This window comes from Rothia sp. 88186D007BW (assembly GCF_053544215.1).
Map to the genome: position 1 here is coordinate 60,718 of NZ_JBPPTR010000012.1, position 23,246 is coordinate 83,963.

General features: G+C 57.0%; 18 protein-coding genes, 1 tRNA gene and 2 pseudogenes. 7 read left to right on the top strand and 14 right to left on the bottom strand.

Annotated features, from left to right (window positions below; translation table 11 throughout):
* Positions 1 to 12 precede the first annotated feature (12 nt).
* Complete coding sequence (locus ACEE09_RS07960; RefSeq protein ID WP_449083642.1) at positions 13 to 183, top strand: hypothetical protein; 171 nt, start codon at positions 13 to 15, stop codon at positions 181 to 183.
* Between the two features lie 132 nt (positions 184 to 315).
* On the opposite strand, the gene ACEE09_RS07965 is transcribed toward ACEE09_RS07960, so the two are convergent.
* Complete coding sequence (locus ACEE09_RS07965; RefSeq protein ID WP_449083644.1) at positions 316 to 930, bottom strand: ANTAR domain-containing response regulator; 615 nt, start codon at positions 928 to 930, stop codon at positions 316 to 318.
* Positions 931 to 1,165: 235 nt separating this feature from the next.
* On the opposite strand from ACEE09_RS07965, the gene ACEE09_RS07970 reads away from it, so the two are divergent.
* Positions 1,166 to 1,245, top strand: a tRNA-Leu gene (locus ACEE09_RS07970).
* 351 nt (positions 1,246 to 1,596) lie between these two features.
* Here ACEE09_RS07970 and pyk read toward each other — a convergent pair.
* Positions 1,597 to 3,066 carry a pyruvate kinase gene (gene pyk, locus ACEE09_RS07975; RefSeq protein WP_449083646.1) on the bottom strand — a complete coding sequence of 490 codons (1,470 nt, stop codon included), beginning with the start codon at positions 3,064 to 3,066 and terminating at the stop codon, positions 1,597 to 1,599.
* 254 nt (positions 3,067 to 3,320) lie between these two features.
* Between pyk and ACEE09_RS07980 the strand changes: the two genes are divergently transcribed.
* Both ACEE09_RS07980 and ACEE09_RS07985 read left to right on the top strand, forming a co-directional pair.
* The gene (locus tag ACEE09_RS07980; RefSeq protein ID WP_449083648.1) at positions 3,321 to 3,911 is read left to right on the top strand and encodes a flavodoxin domain-containing protein; all 591 of its coding nucleotides are present in this window, start codon (positions 3,321 to 3,323) and stop codon (positions 3,909 to 3,911) included.
* A gap of 2 nt (positions 3,912 to 3,913) precedes the next feature.
* On the top strand, positions 3,914 to 4,471 hold the full coding sequence (locus ACEE09_RS07985) for a flavodoxin domain-containing protein (RefSeq protein WP_449083649.1): 558 nt from the start codon (positions 3,914 to 3,916) through the stop codon (positions 4,469 to 4,471).
* 68 nt (positions 4,472 to 4,539) lie between these two features.
* On the opposite strand, the gene ACEE09_RS07990 is transcribed toward ACEE09_RS07985, so the two are convergent.
* From ACEE09_RS07990 to ACEE09_RS08025, 8 genes and pseudogenes are all read right to left on the bottom strand, one after another.
* Positions 4,540 to 6,003: a glutamate synthase subunit beta gene (locus ACEE09_RS07990; RefSeq protein ID WP_449083651.1), complete on the bottom strand. Its 1,464-nt coding sequence runs from the start codon at positions 6,001 to 6,003 to the stop codon at positions 4,540 to 4,542.
* Positions 5,996 to 10,696, bottom strand: a complete 4,701-nt coding sequence (gene gltB, locus ACEE09_RS07995) for a glutamate synthase large subunit (RefSeq protein ID WP_449083653.1) — start codon at positions 10,694 to 10,696, stop codon at positions 5,996 to 5,998. The genes ACEE09_RS07990 and gltB overlap by 8 nt, the downstream gene beginning before the upstream one ends.
* A gap of 640 nt (positions 10,697 to 11,336) precedes the next feature.
* Positions 11,337 to 12,263 carry a prolipoprotein diacylglyceryl transferase gene (gene lgt / locus ACEE09_RS08000; RefSeq protein ID WP_449083655.1) on the bottom strand — a complete coding sequence of 309 codons (927 nt, stop codon included), beginning with the start codon at positions 12,261 to 12,263 and terminating at the stop codon, positions 11,337 to 11,339.
* Between the two features lie 7 nt (positions 12,264 to 12,270).
* Positions 12,271 to 13,119 (bottom strand): tryptophan synthase subunit alpha, encoded by an 849-nt coding sequence (gene trpA, locus ACEE09_RS08005; protein ID WP_449083657.1) that lies wholly within the window; start codon positions 13,117 to 13,119, stop codon positions 12,271 to 12,273.
* Entirely contained in the window at positions 13,120 to 14,472 is a 1,353-nt protein-coding gene (gene trpB, locus ACEE09_RS08010) for a tryptophan synthase subunit beta (protein WP_449083659.1), read from the bottom strand.
* 95 nt (positions 14,473 to 14,567) lie between these two features.
* The gene (gene trpC / locus ACEE09_RS08015) at positions 14,568 to 15,395 is read right to left on the bottom strand and encodes an indole-3-glycerol phosphate synthase TrpC (protein ID WP_449083660.1); all 828 of its coding nucleotides are present in this window, start codon (positions 15,393 to 15,395) and stop codon (positions 14,568 to 14,570) included.
* 42 nt (positions 15,396 to 15,437) lie between these two features.
* The gene (locus ACEE09_RS08020; protein WP_449083662.1) at positions 15,438 to 15,686 is read right to left on the bottom strand and encodes an HGxxPAAW family protein; all 249 of its coding nucleotides are present in this window, start codon (positions 15,684 to 15,686) and stop codon (positions 15,438 to 15,440) included.
* A 130-nt stretch (positions 15,687 to 15,816) separates the two neighbouring features.
* A pseudogene (locus tag ACEE09_RS08025) lies at positions 15,817 to 16,479 on the bottom strand (aromatic amino acid lyase); the annotation flags it as partial.
* A gap of 67 nt (positions 16,480 to 16,546) precedes the next feature.
* On the opposite strand from ACEE09_RS08025, the pseudogene ACEE09_RS08030 reads away from it, so the two are divergent.
* Positions 16,547 to 16,723, top strand: a pseudogene (locus ACEE09_RS08030) (GntR family transcriptional regulator); the annotation flags it as partial.
* Complete coding sequence (locus ACEE09_RS08035) at positions 16,710 to 17,009, top strand: UTRA domain-containing protein (RefSeq protein WP_449083680.1); 300 nt, start codon at positions 16,710 to 16,712, stop codon at positions 17,007 to 17,009. The pseudogene ACEE09_RS08030 and the gene ACEE09_RS08035, both read left to right, overlap by 14 nt.
* Positions 17,010 to 17,012: 3 nt before the next feature.
* Here ACEE09_RS08035 and ACEE09_RS08040 read toward each other — a convergent pair whose 3' ends face one another.
* From ACEE09_RS08040 to hisI, 4 genes are all read right to left on the bottom strand, one after another.
* Entirely contained in the window at positions 17,013 to 18,251 is a 1,239-nt protein-coding gene (locus ACEE09_RS08040; protein WP_449083664.1) for a hypothetical protein, read from the bottom strand.
* Between the two features lie 353 nt (positions 18,252 to 18,604).
* Positions 18,605 to 19,234: a Trp biosynthesis-associated membrane protein gene (locus ACEE09_RS08045; RefSeq protein WP_449083665.1), complete on the bottom strand. Its 630-nt coding sequence runs from the start codon at positions 19,232 to 19,234 to the stop codon at positions 18,605 to 18,607.
* Positions 19,235 to 20,803: an anthranilate synthase component I gene (locus ACEE09_RS08050; RefSeq protein ID WP_449083667.1), complete on the bottom strand. Its 1,569-nt coding sequence runs from the start codon at positions 20,801 to 20,803 to the stop codon at positions 19,235 to 19,237.
* Positions 20,804 to 20,834: 31 nt separating this feature from the next.
* Positions 20,835 to 21,233 carry a phosphoribosyl-AMP cyclohydrolase gene (gene hisI / locus ACEE09_RS08055; protein WP_449083669.1) on the bottom strand — a complete coding sequence of 133 codons (399 nt, stop codon included), beginning with the start codon at positions 21,231 to 21,233 and terminating at the stop codon, positions 20,835 to 20,837.
* A 377-nt stretch (positions 21,234 to 21,610) separates the two neighbouring features.
* Between hisI and ACEE09_RS08060 the strand changes: the two genes are divergently transcribed.
* On the top strand, positions 21,611 to 23,047 hold the full coding sequence (locus ACEE09_RS08060) for an HsdM family class I SAM-dependent methyltransferase (protein ID WP_449083671.1): 1,437 nt from the start codon (positions 21,611 to 21,613) through the stop codon (positions 23,045 to 23,047).
* Positions 23,048 to 23,246 lie beyond the last annotated feature (199 nt).

Below are 23,246 nucleotides of genomic sequence, written 5' to 3' on the forward strand. Positions count from 1 at the left end.
GAAAGGCCCCCCATGAGCGCTCACACCCGAAAACTGATCGGTAACATTTTCTTAGTTCTTACCATCATCTTCGCCATCACTGCCCTGAATCAGGGCGGGCTCTGGTGGGCCATCCTCGCCCTGAGCACAGCCGTCACGCTCTGGGGTATCGGTACCAAGAGCAGCCATAAAGGCTCCCTCTAGCACCCTCTGCGGGGTGGCAGCAGCCAGCCCCGCAGGGCCCCACCCCACCGGCAGGCACCCACACCCTTAAAACGTCAAGCCCGCCCCAGCCTAGGCTGGGGCGGGCTTGACTATAGGCGGTGAGCCTTTAGCCTAGTGCACCTGCTTCACAATAGTTTCAGCAACATCACGCATAGAGAGACGACGATCCATAGAGGTCTTCTGAATCCAGCGGAAAGCCTCAGGCTCACTCAAACCCATCTTGGTCATGAGCAAGGACTTAGCCCGATCGACCAGTTTGCGCGTCTCAAACTGGTCCTTGATGTTAGTGACTTCATCCTGAAGAGCACGAATCTGCTCATAACGGCTAATAGCCACCTCAATAGCAGGAATCAAATCATTAGGGGTAAAAGGCTTGACCACATAGGCCATGGCCCCAGCCTCAGCTGCACGGTCCACGAGTTCCTTCTGACTGAAAGCAGTCAGAAGGACGACCGGGGCCAGCTGCTGCTCGTTAATCTGCCCGGCGGCTTCAATACCGTCCATAATGGGCATATTAATATCCATGAGCACCAGGTCAGGGCGGTGCTCTTCAACTAGCTCTACAGCCTTTTTGCCATTATCGGTTTCGGCAATGACCTTAAAGCCCTGATCTTTGAGCATTTCGACGATATCGAGGCGAATCAAGGCCTCGTCTTCAGCGACGACGACGGTGCGCGCGGGCTGCTGATCGTGGTTCTCGGGCTCTTGGGTGGTCTGCTCTGACATACCCTGCTCCTTAGGTCGTTTCAGCGTTAACCTTATTAAAGTTCGCTCGTTGTGTAAAAAGTTCGCTGTTCTATTTTCGCACGCTCGCACCCCTCTAAGCCCGTATGGACGGGGTGACGGTGCGTACCCTTTTCGACTCCCATCATAGTAGAGCAAAGCCCCTTACTTCTAGGAAAAATACGCCGATTGGCGTTCGGCAGGTAAAACAGTGTATTGTAGAAGAGCTTTCGCACTTGCCCAAGTGGCGGAATTGGCAGACGCGCCGCACTCAAAATGCGGTTCTTCGGAGTGTGGGTTCGAGTCCCACCTTGGGCACACAACAAGCTCCCGGCCTGGTACAACATTCCAGGTCGGGGGCTTTTCTTTTATCTCACAACAATGCGGCAGCCTTTGACCCCTCAAGTACTCCCCTACACACACGAAACCCGCCTGCCCCATCGATGGAGCAGGCGGGCCGGTGTGGATACAAGACCGGAGCTTGGCTCTGATCTTGTGGTTCCTACGGTGGTTCGTTCCAAAACCATCTGTCCGGTCTTGAACCACCAATAATTAGTCTACACCTATTAGGCAGGTTAAAGTACATTTATCAATCAAATAGGTAACTTTACCCCTATATGACAAAGGACCACCCCACCCAACAGTTAGACACCAAGACCAGGTAAAAACCTAGTCAGTGTAGGGGCAGACCTGCTCACGGGCCTCAGGCAGCACAGCACCAGCGTCATCAAGGTCGCCCACACGGTGCACCTTAACAGTGTTAGTTGAACCGGCAACGCCGGGAGGTGAACCGGCAGCCATCACAATCAAATCGTTAGCTTCTGCCAGGCCATTAGCCAGCATGTAACGGTCAACTGCAGCTGTCATCTCGTCCGTATCTTTAGCAGTGGGTGATACCGCAGCCTCAACACCCCACAGCAAAGAAAGGAAAGCACGCACAGAAGGCTCAGGGGTCAAAGCCAGCACAGGCTTAGCCGGACGCAGGCGGGCCAGACGGCGGGCAGTGTCGCCAGACTGGGTGAAGCTAGCAATATATTTAACATCCAACTGGTCAGCAATATTGACCGCCGCACGGGTGATAGCGCCGCCACGGGTCTTAGGTGAAGTACCCAGCTCAGGCACACGGAAGAGGCCACGCTCTTCGGTGGACTTAATAATGCGGGCCATAGTCTGAATGGTAATGATGGGGTACTTACCCACTGAGGTCTCACCAGAGAGCATAACCGCATCGGCACCGTCCAGAATAGCGTTAGCGCAGTCTGATGCTTCTGCACGGGTGGGGGTAGGGTTCTGAATCATGGTTTCTAGCACCTGGGTTGCCACAATAACGGGCTTTGCCCAGCGACGAGCCAGCTCAATGGCGCGCTTTTGCACCAGGGGCACTTCTTCGAGGGGGAACTCCACGCCCAGGTCGCCACGGGCCACCATGATACCGTCAAACTTATCGACAATATCCTGCAGGTTCTCAACAGCCTGAGGCTTCTCAATCTTGGCGATAACAGCAACCTTGCGGCCTTCTTCTGCCATGATTTCGTGAACACGCTGAATATCGTCACCTGAGCGCACGAACGAAAGAGCGATAATATCGACGCCCAAGTTCAGGGCAAAACGCAGGTCGCGCTCGTCCTTCTCAGTCAGGGCAGGGATAGAAACAGCAACACCGGGCAGGTTAATGCCCTTGTTGTTAGAAACAGGGCCGCCCACAATGACGCGGGTGGTTACGGTAGTCTCATCAACCTCGATAGCTTCAAGACGGATCTTGCCGTCATCAACCAGCAGGGTATCGCCGGGGTTAACGTCCCCGGGGAGGCCCTTGAAGGTGGTGCCGCAGATTTCTTTGGTGCCTTCGACATCTTCAATGGTGATTTTGAAGGTGTCGCCAGGTTCAAGAATTTCTGCACCGTTCTTGAAGGTTGCTAGGCGGATCTTGGGGCCCTGCAGGTCTGCGAGAATCGCGACATTGCGGCCAAGGCGTTCAGCCTGCTCGCGGATGGTTGTGTATGAGTTGGTGTGTACCTCATGGTCACCGTGGCTCATGTTCAGACGGGCAACATTCATGCCCGCTTCGATAGCCGCTGCAATTTTCTCCGGTGCAGAAATTGCGGGGCCAATAGTACAAACAATCTTTGCGCGTCTCATCAATCAACCTTAGGTATGTAGGGGTCTGAGAACCATGGCGTGGTTTCTGTTAGTAGCGGTTTGCTGACCGCCCCTAACCAGCCTCTGTGGAGAGGGCTGTGAAACCAACGTGTCCACTGCCTCATTATACGTTGCTTCACACAAACAAATGTGTCATCTTGCTTGTCACCTTTGAGAGCACCCGCCCCAGAGGCGTATCCTGAATGCGGAAGACTAAGCTAGCAACTTACCTACAACCTGACGAAAGACTGCTCATGACTACCCCCAACGTCCTTATCCTCTTCGGCTCCACCTACGGCCACACCGAACGCTACGCCCAGTGGATTGCAGAAGACCTGCGCGCCCACGCGTCCGCCCCCCAGGTCACCCTCTGCCCCTCCACCGAAGCTACCGACGACATGATCACAGCAGCGGACGTGCTCATCGTAGGCGCTAGCTACCTGGGCGGCTTCCTCACCGGCGCCCCCACTCTGCGCAAGCGCCGCGAAGCTATGCTCACCGTTCCCCACCGTGTCTTCTACACTGTTTCCTTCAACGGCACCGAACTCTACCCCCGCACCTACCTGGATGAGCGCGTCATGAAGAGCTACAAGGCCGATGTTGCAGGCGGCCGCCCCGCCTTCCACTTCCGCGGGGGCCTCAAAATGAACGAAATGACCCGCCTGCACAAGACCGCCCTGGCCGGCGTCAAGACCGCCTACAAGCTCAAGCCCAAGCAGAACGAATACGACAAGCAGCTTATTGAAGCCTTCGAAAACGGCGGGGCTGACCACACCAACCGCGAATGGATTGCCCCCCTGGTTGCTGAAGTCGAAACCTACCTCACCGATATCGCCGCCTCCTAACCATGAAGACGCTCCTGATTGCCTACGGTAGCCAGTATGGTTACACCGAGCAGTACGCCCGCTGGGCCGGTCAGCAGCTTGAAGGGCAGTTTGCCCTCCACCTCTTGCCCCTAGAGCAGCTCACCAAGCCTGCCCTAGACGGGGCGGACGTAGTCGTAGCAGGTCTGAGCGACTACGGCGGGTTTCTCACCGGGGCGCAAGAACTCAAAAAGTACGACCAGAAGCTCAAGGCCAAGCCCTTTGCCCTCTTCACTGTTTCATTCAGTGGCCTAGAAGGGGCTAGCCAGCAGAAGCTCGATGCCCTGCTGGCGAGAAACCTGGGTGAGGCCCTGGTGAAGGACGCCCTGGGCACCTTTCATCTGCGCGGCGGCTTAGACCACACCCGGCTATCCTTCAAGCACAAGACCGTGATGGTAGGGATTCGCTCAGCGATTGCGGCCCTGCCCAAAAAGTCTGAGGCTAACCAGCAGATGCTAGAGAGCTTCGCCCAAAAAACCGTGGACTACTCTAGCAAGGAGCAGATTACCCCTCTCGTGCAGGCAGTAGCTGCCCTAGCATAAGAAAAGCACCGGGCAGGTAGACTCACAGAAGTAATGAGTCTACCTGCCCGGTGTCTATTTCACTCAGTTTAGAGGGCCAGGTCGATAGCCCGGTCTGAGGGAGCTACCGGCGCAGGGAGCTCAGTAGAACCAGTCAGGTATTTCTCAACGGCTGCGGCACAGGCCCGCCCCTCAGCGATAGCCCAAACAACCAAGGACTGGCCGCGCCCGGCGTCACCGCAGGAGAAAATACCAGGCACATTGGTCATGTAGTTCTCATCGCGGGCCACATTGGTGCGACGATCAAGTTCTGCACCAGCCTGGGCGGTAATGGCGTCATTCTCCTGGCCGGTGAAGCCCAAAGCCAAGAAAACCAGGTCAGCAGGGATCACGCGCTCAGTTCCAGCCTTAGGTGCACGGCGACCATCAGGCAGGTACTCGGTCTCAGCGACCTTCAGGCCGGTCAGCTGACCGTTCTCCCCCACAAATTCGACGGTGGAGGCCAGGTACTTGCGTTCACCACCTTCCTCGTGGGAGGAGGATACTTCAAAGACCTTGGGGAACATGGGCCAAGGCTCATGGTCAGCGCGGTCAGCCGGGGGCTGAGCACCAATAGCCAAGGTAGTAATAGAAGCAGCACCCTGACGCACGGCAGTACCAATACAGTCAGAGCCGGTGTCACCACCACCCAACACAATAACGTGCTTACCGGCCGCATTAATGCTGGGAGTCTCCACCTCACCTGCAACAACCCGGTTAGCCTCGGTCAGATAAGGCATGGCGTAGTGAACGCCCTCCAAGTCAGCACCGGGGATAGACAGGCCGCGGGGGGCAGTAGCACCAGTAGCCACAATGACAGCATCGTAGCGGCGCTTCAAATCATCCCAGGTGATGTCCTGACCAATTTCAACGCCAGTGCGGAAGCGAGTGCCTTCAGCCTCCATGACCTCAATACGGCGGTCCACAATCTGCTTTTCCAGCTTAAAATCGGGGATGCCGTAACGCAGCAGGCCACCGACCTTATCGTCACGTTCAAAGACAGCCACCGTGAAACCGGCCTGGGTCAGCTGCTGGGCAGCAGCCAAACCGGCGGGGCCAGAACCAACCACGGCCACAGTCTTATCAAGCATACGGTCAGGCATAATCGGCTCAATGAAGCCGCCCTCAAAGGCCTGTTCAGCAATCGAATACTCAATCTGCTTAATGGTCACCGCAGGCTGGTTGATGCCCAGCACACACGAGCTCTCGCAAGGAGCCGGGCAGACGCGCCCAGTGAACTCAGGGAAGTTATTGGTCGCGTGCAGACGCTCAACAGCCTTCTCAGTCTGCTCACGCCAGGTCAAATCATTCCACTCCGGGATCAGGTTACCCAGGGGGCAACCAACATGACAGAAAGGAACACCGCAGTCCATACAGCGGGAGGCCTGAGTCTTAAGAACCGCTGAGTTCTGGGCGATCTGCACTTCCTTCCAATCAAGAATACGCACAGGCACGGGGCGCTTAGGACGGTCTTGACGGGTGGTTACTTTCAGAAAACCGCGGGGATCAGCCACGAGCGGTCACCTCCAAAATCTTGTTCCAAACCTGCATAGATTCGGTGTCTTCGCCGGCGGCAGCAGCCTCGGCACGGATAGCTAGTACGGCGGCAAAGTCGCGCGGGAATACCTTGGTGATGCGGGCGAAAGTACCCTCCAAGTCTTCCAGCAGGGCAGACGCCAGGTGCGAGCCGGTCTCAGCCTGATGGCTGGTCAAAAGCTGGGCGACAGTGGAACGATCCTCTTCATTCAGTTCAAGGAAAGTCAGCTCACCTGATTCACGGGACTGTTTATTGACCTTAGCCATATCCAGGTCAAGCACGTAGGCGATACCACCACTCATACCTGCACCAAAGTTACGGCCAGTAGCGCCCAGAATCAGAGCCAGGCCACCAGTCATGTATTCACACCCGTGATCGCCAATGCCTTCAACCACAGCGGTTGCACCAGAGTTACGAACCAAGAAGCGTTCACCCACAAGACCGCGGATAAACATCTCACCACTGGTTGCGCCGTAGCCGATGACGTTACCGGCTACCACGTTCTCCTCGGCAACCAAGGGGGCAGCGGCGTCCGGAGCCACAATAATACGGCCACCAGAAAGACCCTTGCCCACATAGTCGTTAGAATCGCCAGTCAGGCGAATAGTGACACCCTCAGGCAAGAAAGCACCCAAAGACTGGCCCGCATGACCGGTCAGGTTCAAGGTGATGGAATCACGGTCAAGCACATCAATACCGAAAGTCTTCGTGACGGCGTGGCCCAACATGGTACCTACCGAGCGGTCAGTGTTCACCACCTGCGAGTCAATAACAACCGGGGTGCGGTCGCCCAGGGTCTGCTGAGCTGCCGCAATGAAGGTGTTATCGATGTGCTGGTCAAGTTCATGATCCTGATCCTTCAGGTGGCGGATGCCCTGGCCCTGGTATTCAACAGCAGTTGAAGTCAGTACCTTAGACAGGTCCAGCCCATCAGCCTTCCAATGCTCAATAGCCTGAGACATATCAAGCAGCTCAGCATGGCCAATAGCCTCATCCAGGGTGCGGAAGCCAAGCTGAGCCAAGTATTCACGCACTTCTTCTGCAATGAACTCGAAGAAGTTCACCACATGGTCGGCCTTGCCAGTAAAACGGGACCGCAGCTCAGGGTTCTGAGTGGCCACACCCACCGGGCAGGTATCCAGGTGGCATTTACGCATCATAATGCAGCCCTCAACAATCAGAGGTGCGGTAGCAAAACCGTACTCTTCAGCACCGAGCAGGGCAGCAATAATGACATCACGCCCGGTTTTGAGCTGACCATCAGCCTGAACGACCACACGGTCACGCAAACCGTTAATCATGAGGGTCTGCTGGGCTTCAGCCAGGCCCAGCTCCCAGGGGGCACCTGCATGTTTAAGAGAGTTCAGGGGGGCCGCACCAGTACCACCATCGTGCCCAGAAATCAGCACAACATCAGCCTTAGCCTTAGTGACACCTGCTGCCACCGTGCCCACGCCCATCTCAGAGACGAGCTTCACGTGAATACGGGCGGCAGGGTTAGCGCGCTTGCAGTCATAAATGAGCTGGGCCAGATCCTCAATAGAGTAAATATCGTGGTGAGGAGGCGGCGAAATTAGCGAAACACCAGGAGTCGAGTGGCGGGTCTTAGCCACCCAGGGGTAAACCTTCTGGGCCATGAGCTGGCCACCCTCACCAGGCTTAGCGCCCTGAGCCATCTTAATCTGGATGTCATCAGCGTTAGTCAGGTAAAGGGACGTGACACCAAAACGCCCAGATGCTACCTGCTTAATAGCAGAACGACGGGCGGGGTCAAGCAGACGGTCAACGTCCTCACCGCCCTCACCAGTGTTGGACTTAGCGCCTAGGCGGTTCATGGCGATAGCTAGAGTCTCGTGAGCCTCCTGAGAGATAGAACCATAAGACATAGCACCGGTAGAGAAACGCTTCACAATCTCACTGACAGGCTCAACCTCATCAATATCGATGGGGGTGCGATCCTGGGTGAAGGTGAAGAGGCCGCGCAGAGTCATCAGGTCCTTAGCCTGATCATCGACCAGCTGAGTGTAAGACTTGAACAGGTCGTAGTTGCGGGTCTTGGTGGAGTGCTGCAGACGGAAAATCGTCTCAGGGTTAAAGAGGTGGGGTGCACCATCACGGCGCCAGTCGTATTCGCCGCCAGTCTCCAGGGCCCGGTGCGGCACAGAAACGCCGTCATCGGGGTAAGCATCATGGTGACGCTTGCGGGTTTCAGCTTCGATAACGTCCAAGCCCACACCGTCCATCTGGGAGTGGGTTCCAGTGAAGAACTGGTCAACAACCTGCTGGGACAGGCCCAGGGCCTCAAAGGTCTGGGCACCACAGTAGGAGGAGACGGTAGAAATACCCATCTTGGACATAATCTTCTGCAGACCCTTACCCAGGGCCTTAATGAGGTTATAGACAGCCTCAGCCTCAGTGACACCAGTGATTTCACCCTGAGCAACCAGCTCTTCTACCGACTCCATAGCCAGGTAAGGGTTAACAGCCGAAGCACCATAGCCAATCAGAGTGGCAACATGGTGAACCTCGCGCACATCACCGGCTTCAACGATGAGGGCAACCTTGGTGCGGGTAGCAGAGCGCAACAGGTGGTGGTGGACGGCGCTAGTCAGCAGCAGGGAGGGAATGGGCGCCCAAGCACCGTTAGAGTTACGGTCTGAAAGAATCAGGAACTGCACGCCACGCTCAACCGCAGCAGAAACCTTCTCACAGATTTCAGCGATACGGTTACGCAGTGCTTCCTCTCCCCCATTAGCCAGGTAGAGGCCGCTGACCTTAAGGGCAGCAGGCATGCCATCTTCATCCTCAATGTGGGCGATTTTATCGAGCTCATCATTATTGATGACAGGGAAGTCAAGACCCACATGCTGCACCTTTACTCGACCATTACGCAGCAGGTTGCCATTAGCACCAATGGAAGTTTTCAGGCTAGTCACCAGCTCTTCACGGATAGAATCCAAAGGCGGGTTAGTGACCTGGGCAAAGGACTGCACAAAGTAGTCAAAGAGCAGACGATGACGCGAGGACAACACCGCAATGGGGGTGTCTGTACCCATAGCGTAGATGGGTTCAGCACCGGTCTTAGCCATGGGCGCCAGAATCTTACGCAGCTCTTCTTCAGTGTACCCAAAGGTCTGCTGACGCTTAAGAATTGACTGTCGAGAGGCACGAATGTGCTCACGGTCAGGCAGGTCAGCCAAATCAACAATGTTCTCATCAGCCCACTGCTTCCAGGGCTGCTCGGCGGCAACTGCTGCCTTAACCTCTTCGTCGGGCACCAGGCGTCCTGCCTTAGTGTCCACAAAGAACATCTTGCCCGGTGAGACGCGGCCCTTCTCAACAATCTTCTCTTCGGGCATATCAACCACGCCCACCTCAGAGGCCAGAATAACCAGGCCATCATCGGTCACCCAGTAGCGGCCAGGGCGCAAACCGTTACGGTCCAGCACGGAGCCGACATTATCGCCGTCCGTAAAAGCAATGGCAGCAGGGCCGTCCCAGGGCTCCATGAGAGAAGAGTGGTAGCGGTAGAAGGCGCGGCGGTCCTCGTCCATGGTTTCGTGGTTTTCCCAGGCCTCAGGGACCATCATCATCAACACCTGCGCCGCTGAGCGGCCAGAGAGCATGAGCAGCTCAGCAACCTCATCAAAGCTCTGAGAGTCAGAGGCACCTACAGAGCAGATAGGGAAAAGCTCTTCAGGGTTACGGCCCAGCACCGGGGACTTAAGCTGAGACTGGCGGGCGCGCATCCAATTGCGGTTACCCTTGACCGTGTTAATTTCACCGTTGTGGGCAATAGTGCGGAAAGGCTGAGCCAGCGGCCACGAAGGGAAAGTGTTGGTCGAAAAACGCGAGTGAACAATGGCCAGCTTGGTCGCAAAACGCGGGTCGGACAGATCCGGGTAGAAAGGCTCAAGCTGGGCGGTGGTCAGCATACCCTTATACACGATGGTGCGTGAAGAGAAGGAGGGGAAGTAGACGCCAAGTTTGCGCTGGGCGCGCTTACGCACCCGGAAGGCCTTCTGATCGAGCTGGCGGCGCTCTGAATCTTCGTCCAGGTTAATGACGGGAATGTGCCCGGTGAAGGGGGCATTGACAGCGTCCAGGTCTTCGCCGGAGGCTTCTGCGATAAACATCTGCACAAAATATGGCATGACCGCACGGGCGGCCTTACCAACAATGTCAGCCTTAACCGGCACCTCACGCCAACCCAGTACACGCAGGCCCTCACGCTGAGCAATCTGAGTTAGCCCCTCCTTGAGTTCATCTGCGTTCTCGCCATTGGTGGGTAGGTAGGCGGTACCTACCGCATACTTGCCCAGCTCCGGCAGCTCAAAATCGACGACCTCACGCAAGAAAGCGTCAGGAATCTGTAGCAAAATGCCAGCGCCATCGCCGGTACCTTCGTCCGCGCCCACAGCACCACGGTGCTCTAGACGGCGCAGAGCGGTCAGGGCGTGATCAACGATGTCGTGGCCCGGTGTGCCGCGCAGGGTGGCAATCATGGCCAAGCCGCAGGCGTCCTTTTCATTCTCCGGGTTGTAAAGACCAGTGGCATCGGGGATGGAGGCGAATGTGGTGAAAGGTGAAGGGGCGTGCCCGATGGTGTGGTGGTCCTGGGTGAAGGTCTTATCGGCGTTGACTGCACTGCCGAGCGTGGTGTGACTCATGTGGGCCGTTCCTACTTACGTTGGGCTCAGGTGCCGGTGGGCAGGGCTAAACGGCTGGCGCGCAGGAGCGGGGGTGGGGCATCAGGGCGCTGGTAGTTTAGCCGCTCCTTTGCAGCACAAGATGTCGGTGGTTGCCTCATTACGGTAATGGAACAGACGATAGCCGCAGGACGCCAGGGTGGGGTTCCTGCACTAGGGGCAACCCCGCCTTCGGATAGGCGGCGAGGTAAAACTTCCATCAGTCGTAAGAGGTTTCGTTACGTATGTGTAAATTTATACACCGCTGCGTGTAAAGATTCAACAGCTCACCCAGCCTCTGGTTACCGCCGCGACAGCTCACTTCCCTGTTAAATAGAGGCTTAGAGCCGAGTGTCACCTCAGGACTTCCCCGCTCAGCCAAGGAAAAATAGAATTAGGTCATGAATAATTATCGTAATAATTCAATTATTGGTGGCGGCCAAAGAGACAAAATGAAACTCTTTAATAGCCCCACATCTTGCTATTTGAGATAGGGGCCTGGGCAGAAACAGACAGAGCAGCACGGCACCAAGCCACAAAATAATCCGCACTTATTCTGGTTTACCCGCAACTAGTTGCGGACTATTCAGAATAAATGCGGATTGGTTTCTATGCTTGTGCGCTAGTTGCCGGAACGGACGGACGCCGGGGCGGGCTCGTCCCTACCCGGCCGGGAAAAGCCGGACCCAGAAGAACCCTGCCGGTAAGCACCGGGCAGCTCCCCGCACCTGCGCGCACGGGCACCCATGAGCGCGAACATGAGAATACCCAACAACAAGACCGCGCCAGAGGTCCACACATGAACACGCACACCCCACAGCATCTCAGCAGTATCAATGCGTAAGAAACACTCAATCAGGAGACGGCCAAACCCATACCAGGTGACATAAGCCCAAAAAATCTGCCCCATCTGGAATACCCCGCGGCGGCCCAGGGCAATCAGTAAGGCAGCACCAAGTAGGTTCCACAAGGACTCATAGAGGAAGGTGGGGTGAAAAAGCGTCCCCACAGGGTACTGGTCAGGAAAATTAGGTGAAGTTGCCGAAATCTCCAGGCCCCACGGTAAGGTAGTGGGCCTGCCAAAAAGCTCCTGGTTAAACCAGTTACCCCAGCGGCCCAGCGCCTGGGCAATCATGATGCCGGGGGCGGCGGCGTCCGCAAATTTAGGGAGCGAAATACCATAGCGGCGGCAGGCATACCAGGCGCCCAAGCCACCGACAGAAATCGCACCCATAATACCGATACCACCCTCCCAAATCTTGAACACATCAAGCAGGTCAGCGCCCTCACCAAAATAAGAGCCAGGGTCGGTAATCAGCACATGGTAAAGACGGGCACCAACAATACCGGCAGGAATAGCCCACATGGCAACATCCCACACACGCTCAGGGTCCTCACCCCAGGCGGCCCAGCGGCGGCCAGTGAGCCACAGGCACACCACAATGCCCGCCAGAATACACAGGGCATAGAAATGAATCGTCAAAGGGCCCAGCTCAAAAGCAGAAACGGACGGCGAAGGAATCGACGCCAAGACAGTAGAAGCCACCATAGAAGCCCTACTCGCGGCCAGCTAGCTGGCGAGTCAAGGCACCCACAGCAGCCGGGCCGCCCTCAGCCAAGGCCTTCACCAAAGCAGTACCCACAATCACGCCGTCCGCATAGGCACCGATTTCTTCAACATGCTCACGCCGGGACACACCCAAGCCCACGCAGGCGGCAGGGGCACCGGCAGCACGCAAATCAGCGACCAGGGTCTCAGCGGCAGTGTTCACCGAAGAACGAGCACCGGTCACACCCATGACCGACACAGCATAAACGAAACCGCTCGAAGCCCGAGAAATCAGAGAAAGACGCTCAGGGCTAGAAGAAATAGCAGCCAAGAAAATACGGTCAAGGCCGTGCTTCTCTGAAGCCTCAAACCAGTCAGCGGCCTCATCAGGCACCAGGTCAGGGGTAATCAGACCCGCACCACCAGCTTCAGCAAGCTGCTGGGCAAAGAGATCAACACCGCGGCGTAGCACAGGGTTCCAGTAGGTCATCACCAGAACCACCGCATCAGTAGCAGCGGTAATCTCACGCACAGCACGGAACAAATCATCGGTGTGGAAGCCCTTCTCAATGGCCTCCACAGTGGCCCGCTGAATCACAGGGCCGTCCATCACAGGGTCTGAGTAGGGCAAGCCCAGCTCAATAATATCGACCCCGTTACGGCCCATCTCAATAGCAGCCTCAATGGACTCATCAACACTGGGGTAGCCCACCGGCAGGTAACCAATCAGGGCAGCACGGCCCTGGGCCTTACAGTCAGCCAAACGGGCGGCCAGCTGAGAATCGGGGTTGGGGGCAGGGAAAATGCCCTTACGCACCGAGTAGCGGGCCTCGTCCTGAAAATCCATGTAGCTCATTTAGGCACCCTTGCTTTCGTTCTGCGCGGTTTCATCATTCTGCGCGGTGGCTTCTGCCGCGGCTTCTTTATTCCCCACATTCAGGCTGGTTGAGGGGATAGCTTTACCCAGGCCAAACCATTTGAGGGCGGTCTCCATGTCTTTATCGCCGCGGCCTGAAAGGCAGACAATCATGGACTTTTCGTGGGCGGTAGCCGGGTCTTCCGCGGCCCATTCTTGAGCAACACGCAGGGCACCGGCGAGCGCGTGGGACGATTCGAGGGCTGGGATGATGCCTTCGGTGCGGCAGAGTAGGCGTAGGGCCTCCATGGCTTCAGTGTCGGTGACAGCCTGGTAGTCTACGCGGCCGATGTCTGAGAGGTAGGCGTGTTCGGGGCCGACGCCGGGGTAGTCTAGGCCTGCTGAGATGGAGTGGGATTCGATGGTTTGGCCGTCTTCATCTTGCATGAGGTAGGTCATGGCGCCGTGGAGCATGCCGGGGCGACCTAGGTTGATGGTGGCTGCGTGGCGGTCGGTGTCGATTCCGTCGCCGCCTGCTTCGAAGCCGTAGATTTTGACGTTGGCGTCATCGAGGAAGGCGTGGAAGAGGCCGATGGCGTTGGAGCCGCCGCCTACGCAGGCTGCGATGCCGGTGGGTAGGGTGCCGGTGGCTTCGAGGAACTGTTGGCGGGCTTCGGTGCCGATGGCGTCGTGGAAGTAGCGCACCATGGCGGGGAAGGGGTGGGCGCCGGCTGCGGTGCCTAGGAGGTAGTGGGTGGTATCTACGTTAGAGACCCAGTCGCGCAAGGCTTCGTTGATGGCGTCTTTGAGGGTGCGTGAGCCGGTCTGTACGGCGATGACGGTTGCACCTAGTAGCTGCATGCGGGCTACGTTGAGGGCTTGGCGTTCGGTGTCTTCTTCGCCCATGTAGACTCCGCAGTCCATGCCGAAGAGGGCGGCGGCGGTGGCGGTGGCGACACCGTGCTGGCCTGCGCCGGTTTCTGCGATGAGGCGGGTCTTGCCCATGCGCTTGGCCAGTAGGGCCTGGCCGATGACGTTGTTGATTTTGTGGGAGCCGGTGTGGTTGAGATCTTCGCGTTTGAGGAAGAAGCGCACTCCCCCGGCTGCTTCTGAGAGGCGGGGTACTTCGGTGAGCAGGGAGGGGCGGTTGGAGTATTCGGCTGAGAGGCGGCGGAACTCGTCGATGAATTCGGGGTCGAGTTTGGCTTTTTCAAAGGTTTCTTCGAGCTCGTCCATGGCGGCGATGAGGGATTCTGCCATGTAACGGCCACCGTATTTGCCGAAGTAGGGGCCGGGGGCGTTTTTGAGGCTTTGGCCCGAGGCTAGGAATTGTTCTGCCAGGGTTTCAGTCATGGGGTTTCCCTTCTGTGGGGCTAATCGGTGAATGTCTGGTGGTCTGGGCGGACGCCGGTAGGCGCCCTGCCCAGCAAATGGTGGGTTGGCGGGGGTTAGGCTGATGCGGCGGCCAGCCAGGTTTCTCGTGCTTGGGCACCGGCGGCACGGAATTCGCGTAGGGTTTCGGTGGGGGTGCCTGATTTGACCAGGGCCTCGCCCACAAGCACAGCCTTGGCACCGTGGGAGGCGTAGGTAGCGACGTCCTGGGGGCTAGCTACCCCTGATTCGGCGACGATGATGGCATCGGCAGGCAGCAGGGGGGCCATTGCGCTGAAGTTATTGTTATCAACTTCTAAGGTTTTGAGGTTGCGCACGTTTACACCTACGATGCGGGCACCGAGGGCGATGGCTCGTTCAATTTCTTCAGGGGTGTGGGTTTCTACTAGGGCGTTCATGCCCAGTTGGTGGGTGAGGTCGAGGAAGCGGCGTAAGGTGGCGTCATCGAGGGCTGCGACAATGAGCAGGATGAGGTCGGCGCCGTGGGCGCGGGCCTCCCAAATCTGGTATTCGTCGACGGTGAAGTCTTTACGCAAGACTGGGATGCTCACAGCGGCGCGGACGGCGTCAAGGTCGGCTAGGGTGCCTTTGAAGCGGCGTTCTTCGGTGAGCACGGAGATAGCAGTTGCTCCCCCGGCCTGGTAGGCGGCAGCCAGCTGGGCGGGGTCTGGGATAGCTGAGAGGGCACCCTTGGAGGGGGAAGAGCGTTTAACTTCAGAAATAATTTCGACGCTGCTAGCTTGGGCACCGCGGAGGGCGGCTAGGGCGTCGAGGGCTGGGGCTTGGGCTACTGCGCGCTTTTTGAGGTCTTCAAGTGGCTGGGCGGCGCGGCGGGTTTCGAGGTCTTCGCGGACGCCTACGATGATGTCGTCTAGTACGGTCATGGTGCCCCTTGGTTCTGGTGCGCGGACGGCGCAGGTTGGTTTTTAGTGGTGGTACTTGGTGTGCTTGCCGCCTTGGCCGTAGCCTGCTGCGCGGAGCACGACACCGGTGACAAGGCCGATAGCAATAATTGCGATACCGACGATGAGGATGGGGGTGTTTGAGATGCAAAAGCCGATTGCACCGATAACAGCACCGGCGATCATGATGCCGACCATGGCCCATGAGGCGGTGGTGTTGCCGTGGTTGTTGTAGGGCTGGTCGGGGACCATCTCAACGGTCTGCTGTGCCATGTGAGTCTCCTTGTACTGTGTGGGCGTGCGCTTGCCGGTACCTGGGGCAGAGCACACGGGTGCTTGTTTCTATCTTATGAGATAGCGGGCTCTTTGGCCCAGTTTAGGCACCCGTGTGCTCTTTATTTCCTTAGGCAAGATGGCCGGTGACGCTTTCGACTGCCGCCAGTAGCTCACCGTTAGCAACTAACTGCACGGTCTGCTCAATTTCGGGTGAGAGGAAGCGGTCGGGGCCAGGGCCGGCCACATCTTTGCGTAGGCGCTCAATCACGGCAGCTGTTGCAGGTGAGGGGGTCTGCGGGGCACGCAGGTCGATGCCACGGGCGGCGGTGAGTATTTCAATGGCGAGGACACGGGTGAGCCCATCCACAGCCTTCCGTAGCTTGCGGGCGGCCTCTACTTTCCAGTCCTCGAAAGTAACCTCGGTGGGCAGGTAGCTGAGCGGGTCGTGGGCGCTGGTCTGATCGGTGACGATGTCGATGGGGGCCTTGCGGCGCAGCAACTCGGGGAAAATTTCGGCGGCATTGCCGATATAAATCCAGGAACCGGCGGTCATCTGGCCGTACATCATCAGGCCTTCGGCTTCGAGCTTGCGGAAGTGTTCCCAGTTGGCCCAGTCACCGACCAGGTTGGAGTTAGCCAGCAGCACGCGCGGGGCCCACTCATTGGTGCGGAAGACACCCACGGGTTTGCCGGACTGTACCAGCATGGTCTCATCGTCTTTGAGGGTTTTGAGGGTAGCGACGATAGCATCAAAAGCTTCCCAGGAGCGGGCTGCACGGCCGGTGCCGCCGTTTGTTCCAGCAATTCGCTGAGCACAAGGCCACAAGAACCCCGCCTACCAGCTACTCAAAACCATCATCACAGAGCAGATTAACAGCGGCCACTGGACAGCAGGCGAAAGCATCCCCTCAGAAAATGAACTGGCCAATGCCCTGGGCCTCTCCCGCATGACCATCAACCGCGCTATACGCGAGATGACAATCGAGGGTCTACTCGTGCGTACACGACGACGGACTGCCCATCCAACGCGAAGAGCGCTACGTCAACGCCGCGGACATACCCGACTATCTAGAACAGGACTTCACCAGCATCACCCCCAATTTTTACCTGGGACAGTGCTCCCCTATCACCCGGGGTACGCATACCGTTGAGGCGGTGCTGCCCACCAGCTCACAGGCGTCCGATCTGCAAATCACCCCCACCGAACCCTGCCTGCAACTACTGCTTCGACAGCAGGTACAAACTCCACACCGACCACCTAGGAAGGGTCTAGTTAGTCACAAGAAAAAGAGTCGGGGGTGGATACGAAGAAAAAATTGAATGCTAGAAACCGTCGGGGCGAGCCGCAAAACCTCTCGGAATCAACCGCTCAGGAGACGTCAGCTCCAATAAACCGTGCAACTTAACCCGATCAAGCTCCTCCCCCGTGGCCCGGTTATGCCGGGTCATCATAAAATAATCCAGATCATGATCATCAACGAACAGGGTAAAATCGTCCTCCCCAAAACGAATGCTCACATTCCCATTCACGGCCTCAGGAAAAACCTCAAACAGCTCCTCAGTCCTACCGGTAGCCAAATCTGTAGCAAATACACGATCACCCATATACCAATGCAACCTCCCATCTTCAGCCACAACAAAGTCATCGTGGTACCCCAGTTCAGCGCTCCGGCCCCCTCCCTCCACGCTTGCCTGTACAGGCTCACCCTCAGGATCTAGCATCTGCCTCACCGCATACTCACCAGTCACCGTATCCCAAGCCAGTAAATAGGCCAAGGAAGGCTTCTCCCAGGTCTCCCCATCTCTCACGCGCATAATGGAATACAGTACCCGGTCTTCACATACCGTAGCCCGAGACAAGACCGAACCAATATCCTCCCCACCGCGAGCGACCACCTCCTCTTTCTCAGCATCGAGATTGACTCGAAAAAGCGCTACTGCGTAATCTTCAAGGCCTCTTGGCTGAGAGGGATCCTGATAATCACCAGTCGGCTCAGCCACAGAATAGACCTGCCCATCCTCGCACAGGCCACTAGCAGCGTGTTCGCCCTCTACGATAAAGTTCCGGCTCGTGCTCCCAGAACGCACCACTACCTGAGTACTGTAAGACTCCTTGGGGGTCTCCTTAAGACGGCCAGCATTGTAAAGGCTAATGTACTCATCGCCCCGCTCATACAGGGAATAATGTCCGGTAGCCTTCGGCTCATCCCACATCTGCAACCCATCATTGGTCAGCAGGTAGTCTTTTTCCTTATCCGTAAAATAAATACCCCTCTCATCCCAGATCAACTTTGCCGAATCCATCCCGGAAGTCTCAATTGTTTCAAAACTCCCGTCCGCTTTAATTAGGATCAATCTGCCTCGATTGACTGGCAGATTCCCAGAAATGGGGCGACTGGCGTAGAGAACATAGTCAACTCCATCAAGGATATTCTTGCTCTCTACATCAGCATTTGGCCAGGGGTGGCTAATGTGCGAGAGGGAACCGGAACAAGAGTTCAGGCTTAGGGCCAGGGCCCCCGCGATAAGGGCACAGGAGATTTTGGTCAAGGTATTACGCACGGGAAAATCCTCAAAAGCAGGGAGAGTATGCAGAATCTAGCAAAAGATACTAGGCCTGGACGGAGTAGGTCAAAGCTAAAGTTACAATAGTCAGGGAAGCGGTGGCCTTGGAGAGGGTTTTCATGGTGGTCACATCCTTATGCTTATGCACAACAAGTAGATATGATTTAAATTACCAAGAGAGTGAGATGTGGGCAATAGTTAATATAAAAAGTTTACGCCCCTAGGAAGTTTTTTAACCCTGGGAATATATCCAAAATTTGAATCTTCGAAGGAGTTCTTTTTAGATTCTTTGTGCTCACTAGAAGAAACTTATTACCTACGATAAGGTCACGAATATAAGCCTCAGCAGATTACTCCCGGTCGGTTGGGTCCTGCCCCTCACTCAGGGAGTCCCAGGTGTCAATGTCGTCTGGTTCTTGGGCAGAGGCTTGGCGGGCTTCCCGGGCGGCGGAGCGGTCGTATGTGCGTTTGGTCTTCCAGTAGGAGGTGGCGGCAAAAGCCCACACCCCGGCCAGGGCCACCAGCACTCCACAGGCGGACGCCAGCAGCGGCAAGGCAGTCACGGCGTAGGAGTCTGCGGGGGCGTTAGTGCCGGTGATTGCACTGACCTGGGCCATCGAGGCAGCCTGCGGGTCGGCGTGCACACCGAAAGCGGCAACCGCCAGACCCACCCCCACGCCCACCAGGGCTAGAGCCAGTACCTTACGCAGTTTGGGCCCGGCAATACGCAGGGCCACGGAGGCCACCAGGGCAACGAGCGCTAGGGCAGAGACGGTGGGGGCAGCGTCCGCCCCAGAAATGTGCAGGGTAGAGGTGGAGACCACGGTGCTCACCTGGGCGCGCACCCAAGTAGGTAGGGTAGCTACAAAGGCTGCGGCAGCAACAGCTAGGCACCCTAGCATGACGCGGGCAGGTGCAGCCCAGCCCGGTACTGGGCGGGTGGGGGAAGCCTCTGTAGCGGGGGCCTGCGGCTCACCCATCTAGTGAGCCACCTCAGCAGAAAGTGGGGCCAGGCCCGATGCGGTGAGCACAGCACGCAGGGGCGCTGCCGCCTTATTCACGGTTTCCTGGGCCTCAGAGGCCGGCACCGAATCCATGACGATACCGGCACCGGCCTGCACGTAAGCCCGCCCGCCCTTGAGCACGGCGGTACGGATAGCGATGGCCATATCCATGTTGCCGGCAAAGTCGAAATAACCGCACACACCGCCGTAGACCCCGCGGGCGCTCACCTCATATTCGTCAAGAAGTTGCATGGCACGGGGCTTAGGGGCACCTGAGAGAGTACCTGCCGGGAAGGCCACCCGCAGCACGTCATAGGCGTTCATGCCCTCAGCCAGCTGGGCTTGCACCTCAGATGAGATGTGCATGATGTGGCTGAAACGCTCGATTTCCATGAACTGGGTGACATTGACACTACCGGGAACCGCGATGCGGGAAAGATCGTTGCGGGCCAGGTCAATGAGCATGAGATGCTCAGAGCGTTCTTTCTCATCAGCCAGGAGCTCTTCAGCCAGGGCCAGATCCTCTTCGCGGGTTGCCCCGCGCGGACGCGACCCGGCAATGGGGTGGGTGGTGGCAGTACCCTCTTTAAGAGTGACCAGAGCCTCAGGTGAGGAGCCTACAATCTGGAAAGGCTCACCATCCTCAGTGGACTCAAAGTTAAAGAGGTACATATAAGGTGAGGGGTTGGACTGGCGTAGCACCCGGTAAACATCCAGTGCGCTGGCCCGGTTTTCAGCCTCAAAACGGCGGGAAATCACGATCTGGAAGACGTCGCCGTCAATAATGTTTTTCTTGGACTTCTCAATAGCATCTAGAAAGCCTTGTTCTGCCCAGGTGTGTTTAACCTGCGCTACCTGCGCCTGGACGTCCGCCGTGCCGCTGAGAGTTGAGACAGATTCGGGGGCAGGCTGAGCCAGTTTACCCATCATGGCTTGCACACGAGAGAGCGCATCGGCGTAGGCGGCGTCAACGTTCTCGCTAGTGCCGTTGAAGTTGATGGCGTTAGCAATCAAGGTGACGGTGCCGTCGGCGTTATCGTGCACAGCCATATCTGAGACGATGTTCAAGGCGAACTCGGGCAGGTTAACGTCATCTACTGGGCCGCCGGGCAGTTTCTCCCAGTGGCGCACCACATCCCACCCCATGTAGCCGACCAGGCCGCTGGTGAGCGGGGGCAGGTTATCAAGCGGCTCAGTGTGTAGCATCTCAAGGGTTTGGCGGATAGCCTCAACGGGGTCGCCCTCAGTGGGCGCGCCGGAGGGCGTAATCCCCTGCCAGAGGATCTGCCCGCCCTTGGTGGTGAGGGTGGAGCGGCTAGATGCACCAATGAAGGAGTAGCGGGACCACTGTTTTTGCTCGTTAGCTGATTCCAGTAGGAAGGTGCCGGGGGCGGGGGTGCCGTCGGCGGCGACCAGGGAACGGTAGATGCCGATGGGGGTCATGGCATCGGCGAGAACTTTGACGCGCACCGGGATGACGCGGCAGCTGGCAGCTAGTTCACGGAACTCTTCTAAGGTCGGTTCGACGATTCCCAAGTCGTGCATGATTTCCTCTGGTTCTGGTGTGGCTATAGGACTATTCGGGGCGGACGCCGGTCACAGCAGGTAACTGCCCGCCCGCTTGAAAACAAGTGGTGGTGCCGGTGTGGCAAGCGGCCCCCACCTGGTCTACCTCAAGGAGTAGGGCATCACCGTCACAGTCGATGCTGACACTTTTGACGTACTGGTAGTGGCCGCTGGTATCGCCCTTGCGCCAGTATTCTTGGCGGGAGCGGGACCAGAAGGTCACCCGCCCCTGGGTGAGGGTGCGGTGCAGGGCTTCGTCATTCATCCAGCCGAGCATAAGCACGTCGCGGGTGTCGTACTGCTGGATAATGGCGGCAAAAAGACCGTGCTCATCGCGTTTGAGGCGGGCAGCAATATCGGCGGGCAGTGAAGCGCCCTCGGCGGCGCTGGGTGCTGGTGTGTTCACCATTCCATCCTAGCGGATGGCAGCGGTGGGGCTGGGCAGAAAGTGCCGGGCTACTCCCCTACCGTTCACACTGTGTTTGCTCCGCCTGCCGGTCAGGTTGTTACTGTGCTGACCGGTTTCTTCCACGGGGGTCTTCTAGCAGGTGAGACACAAGAGCTGTACTTCATCTGCCCTGAATGTTCCTTGGGTATTATTGGTTTTTATTGGGAACCATTATTTTGCTGATGTTGAGGGGCTTGTGTGTCTTCTTTGAACTATTCTCAGTTCATTTGGAATGTGGCTGATGTGTTGCGCGGTACCTATAAGCAGCATCAGTACGGTCAGATTATTCGAATGAGACTGCCGGTGAGCACTTTACCCCGCGTGAGGTCATTGAGCTGATGGTTAACCTGCTGCTGGCTGATGATGAAGATTTGCGCACTGATTATATTGCCCGGCCGGTCTATGATCCCACCGCTGGCACCGGCGGTATGCTGTCGGAGGCTGACGATAAGATTCACCAGCTGAACCCCACTGCCGATGTAAGTCTGCTGGGCCAGGAGCTCAACCCCGAGTCCTATGCGATTTGTAAGGCGGATATGGTGGTTAAGGGCCAGGACGTTGATAACATCGCCCTGGGTAATACCCTGACTGACCCGGCCTTTGAGAACCGCACCTTCCGTTACGGGCTGAGCAACCCGCCCTTTGGTGTGGACTGGAAGGGCGCTAAGGCTGTGGTTGAGGCTGAACATAAGAACCAGGGTTTTACAGACCGGTTTGGTGCTGGCTTACCCCGGGTTTCTGACGGTTCGCTCCTTTTCTTGCAGCACCTGATTTCTAAGCTCAATGAGCCGAGGGTTGCTAGCAATGGTGTTGCCCAGGTGGGTGGCCGCGGGGCTATTGTGTTGAATGGCTCTCCCCTCTTTACGGGTGGCGCGGGTTCTGGTGAGTCCAATATTCGTAAGTGGGTTTTGGACCAGGACTACCTTGAGGCAATTATTGGCCTGCCTACTGACATGTTCTATAACACCGGTATTTCTACCTATATTTGGGTGTTGAATAAGCAGAAGAAGGCTGAGCGTAGGGGTAAGGTTCAGCTGATTGACGCGACGAATATGTTTGAGAAGATGCGTAAGTCGGTGGGGTCTAAGCGGAAGCGCCTGAGTGAGGAGCAGATTGCTGAGATTACCCGCCTCTATGCTGCTTTTGATGCTGCTGATGATAAGCGGTCTAAGGTTTTTGATCGTGAGGAGTTTATGTACCGCACGATTACGGTGGAGCGCCCTTTGCGTTTGAATTGGGGTTTTACTGCTGAGCGGGTCGAGCGGCTCTTAGCTTCTAAGGAGTTTGGCAAGCTCAAGCTGGCTGAGGGTGAGGACGCCGCTGTGCGGGCTTCGCTTGCTGCTTTGGTTGAGAGCAAGGCTGGTGTTGTTGGTGCTGATGTGGCCAGTGTGAAGGCTGAGCTTTTGCAGGTGTTTGCGGACGCCGGTGCCCTGGTGAAGCCTGCGGCTTTGACTAAGTTGGTGGATGAGTTGGCTGAACGCGATGAATCCGCTGAAGTGGTGATGAAGGCTAAGAAGCCGGTGGCTGACGCTAGCCTGCGCGATACTGAGAATGTGCCCTGGGGCGAGGATATTCATGAGTACCTGGAGCGCGAGGTAAAGCCCTTTGTGCCTGATGCCTGGATTGATGAGCCTAAGACTAAGGAGGGGGCGGAGATTCCCTTTACCCGCCACTTCTACGAGTATGTTCCGCCGCGCTCCCTGGAGGAGATTGACCGCGACCTGAACGAGGTGCTGGGCCGAATCAAGAAAAGACTGGAAGAGGTGCTAGGTTAATGGCAGCGCCTAGAGTCCAGCTTAAACGTATCGTAAAAATCATCAACGGAGGAACGCCCACACCAGCTGAGGAAAACTGGAATGGTGAGATACCATGGGCTACACCCGTTGACTTAAATAATGAGGCTTATTCAAAAGTAGACACGCACCCCACACCCACCAACTAGACAACGGCCCCACCCGCGGCAAAAATATGAGC

Bases quoted from the DNA above. Each gene is read 5' to 3' on its own strand.
- ACEE09_RS08050 (WP_449083667.1), bottom strand. From the start codon at position 20,803: ATGCACGACTTGGGAATCGTCGAACCGACCTTAGAAGAGTTCCGTGAA.
- hisI (WP_449083669.1), bottom strand. From the start codon at position 21,233: ATGGTGAACACACCAGCACCCAGCGCCGCCGAGGGCGCTTCACTGCCC.
- trpB (WP_449083659.1), bottom strand. From the start codon at position 14,472: ATGACTGAAACCCTGGCAGAACAATTCCTAGCCTCGGGCCAAAGCCTC.
- pyk (WP_449083646.1), bottom strand. From the start codon at position 3,066: ATGAGACGCGCAAAGATTGTTTGTACTATTGGCCCCGCAATTTCTGCA.
- ACEE09_RS07965 (WP_449083644.1), bottom strand. From the start codon at position 930: ATGTCAGAGCAGACCACCCAAGAGCCCGAGAACCACGATCAGCAGCCC.
- ACEE09_RS08020 (WP_449083662.1), bottom strand. From the start codon at position 15,686: ATGGCACAGCAGACCGTTGAGATGGTCCCCGACCAGCCCTACAACAAC.
- trpA (WP_449083657.1), bottom strand. From the start codon at position 13,119: ATGAGCTACATGGATTTTCAGGACGAGGCCCGCTACTCGGTGCGTAAG.
- ACEE09_RS07960 (WP_449083642.1), top strand. From the start codon at position 13: ATGAGCGCTCACACCCGAAAACTGATCGGTAACATTTTCTTAGTTCTT.
- ACEE09_RS08045 (WP_449083665.1), bottom strand. From the start codon at position 19,234: ATGGGTGAGCCGCAGGCCCCCGCTACAGAGGCTTCCCCCACCCGCCCA.
- lgt (WP_449083655.1), bottom strand. From the start codon at position 12,263: ATGGTGGCTTCTACTGTCTTGGCGTCGATTCCTTCGCCGTCCGTTTCT.
- trpC (WP_449083660.1), bottom strand. From the start codon at position 15,395: ATGACCGTACTAGACGACATCATCGTAGGCGTCCGCGAAGACCTCGAA.
- ACEE09_RS07980 (WP_449083648.1), top strand. From the start codon at position 3,321: ATGACTACCCCCAACGTCCTTATCCTCTTCGGCTCCACCTACGGCCAC.
- ACEE09_RS07985 (WP_449083649.1), top strand. From the start codon at position 3,914: ATGAAGACGCTCCTGATTGCCTACGGTAGCCAGTATGGTTACACCGAG.
- gltB (WP_449083653.1), bottom strand. From the start codon at position 10,696: ATGAGTCACACCACGCTCGGCAGTGCAGTCAACGCCGATAAGACCTTC.
- ACEE09_RS08060 (WP_449083671.1), top strand. From the start codon at position 21,611: ATGGTTAACCTGCTGCTGGCTGATGATGAAGATTTGCGCACTGATTAT.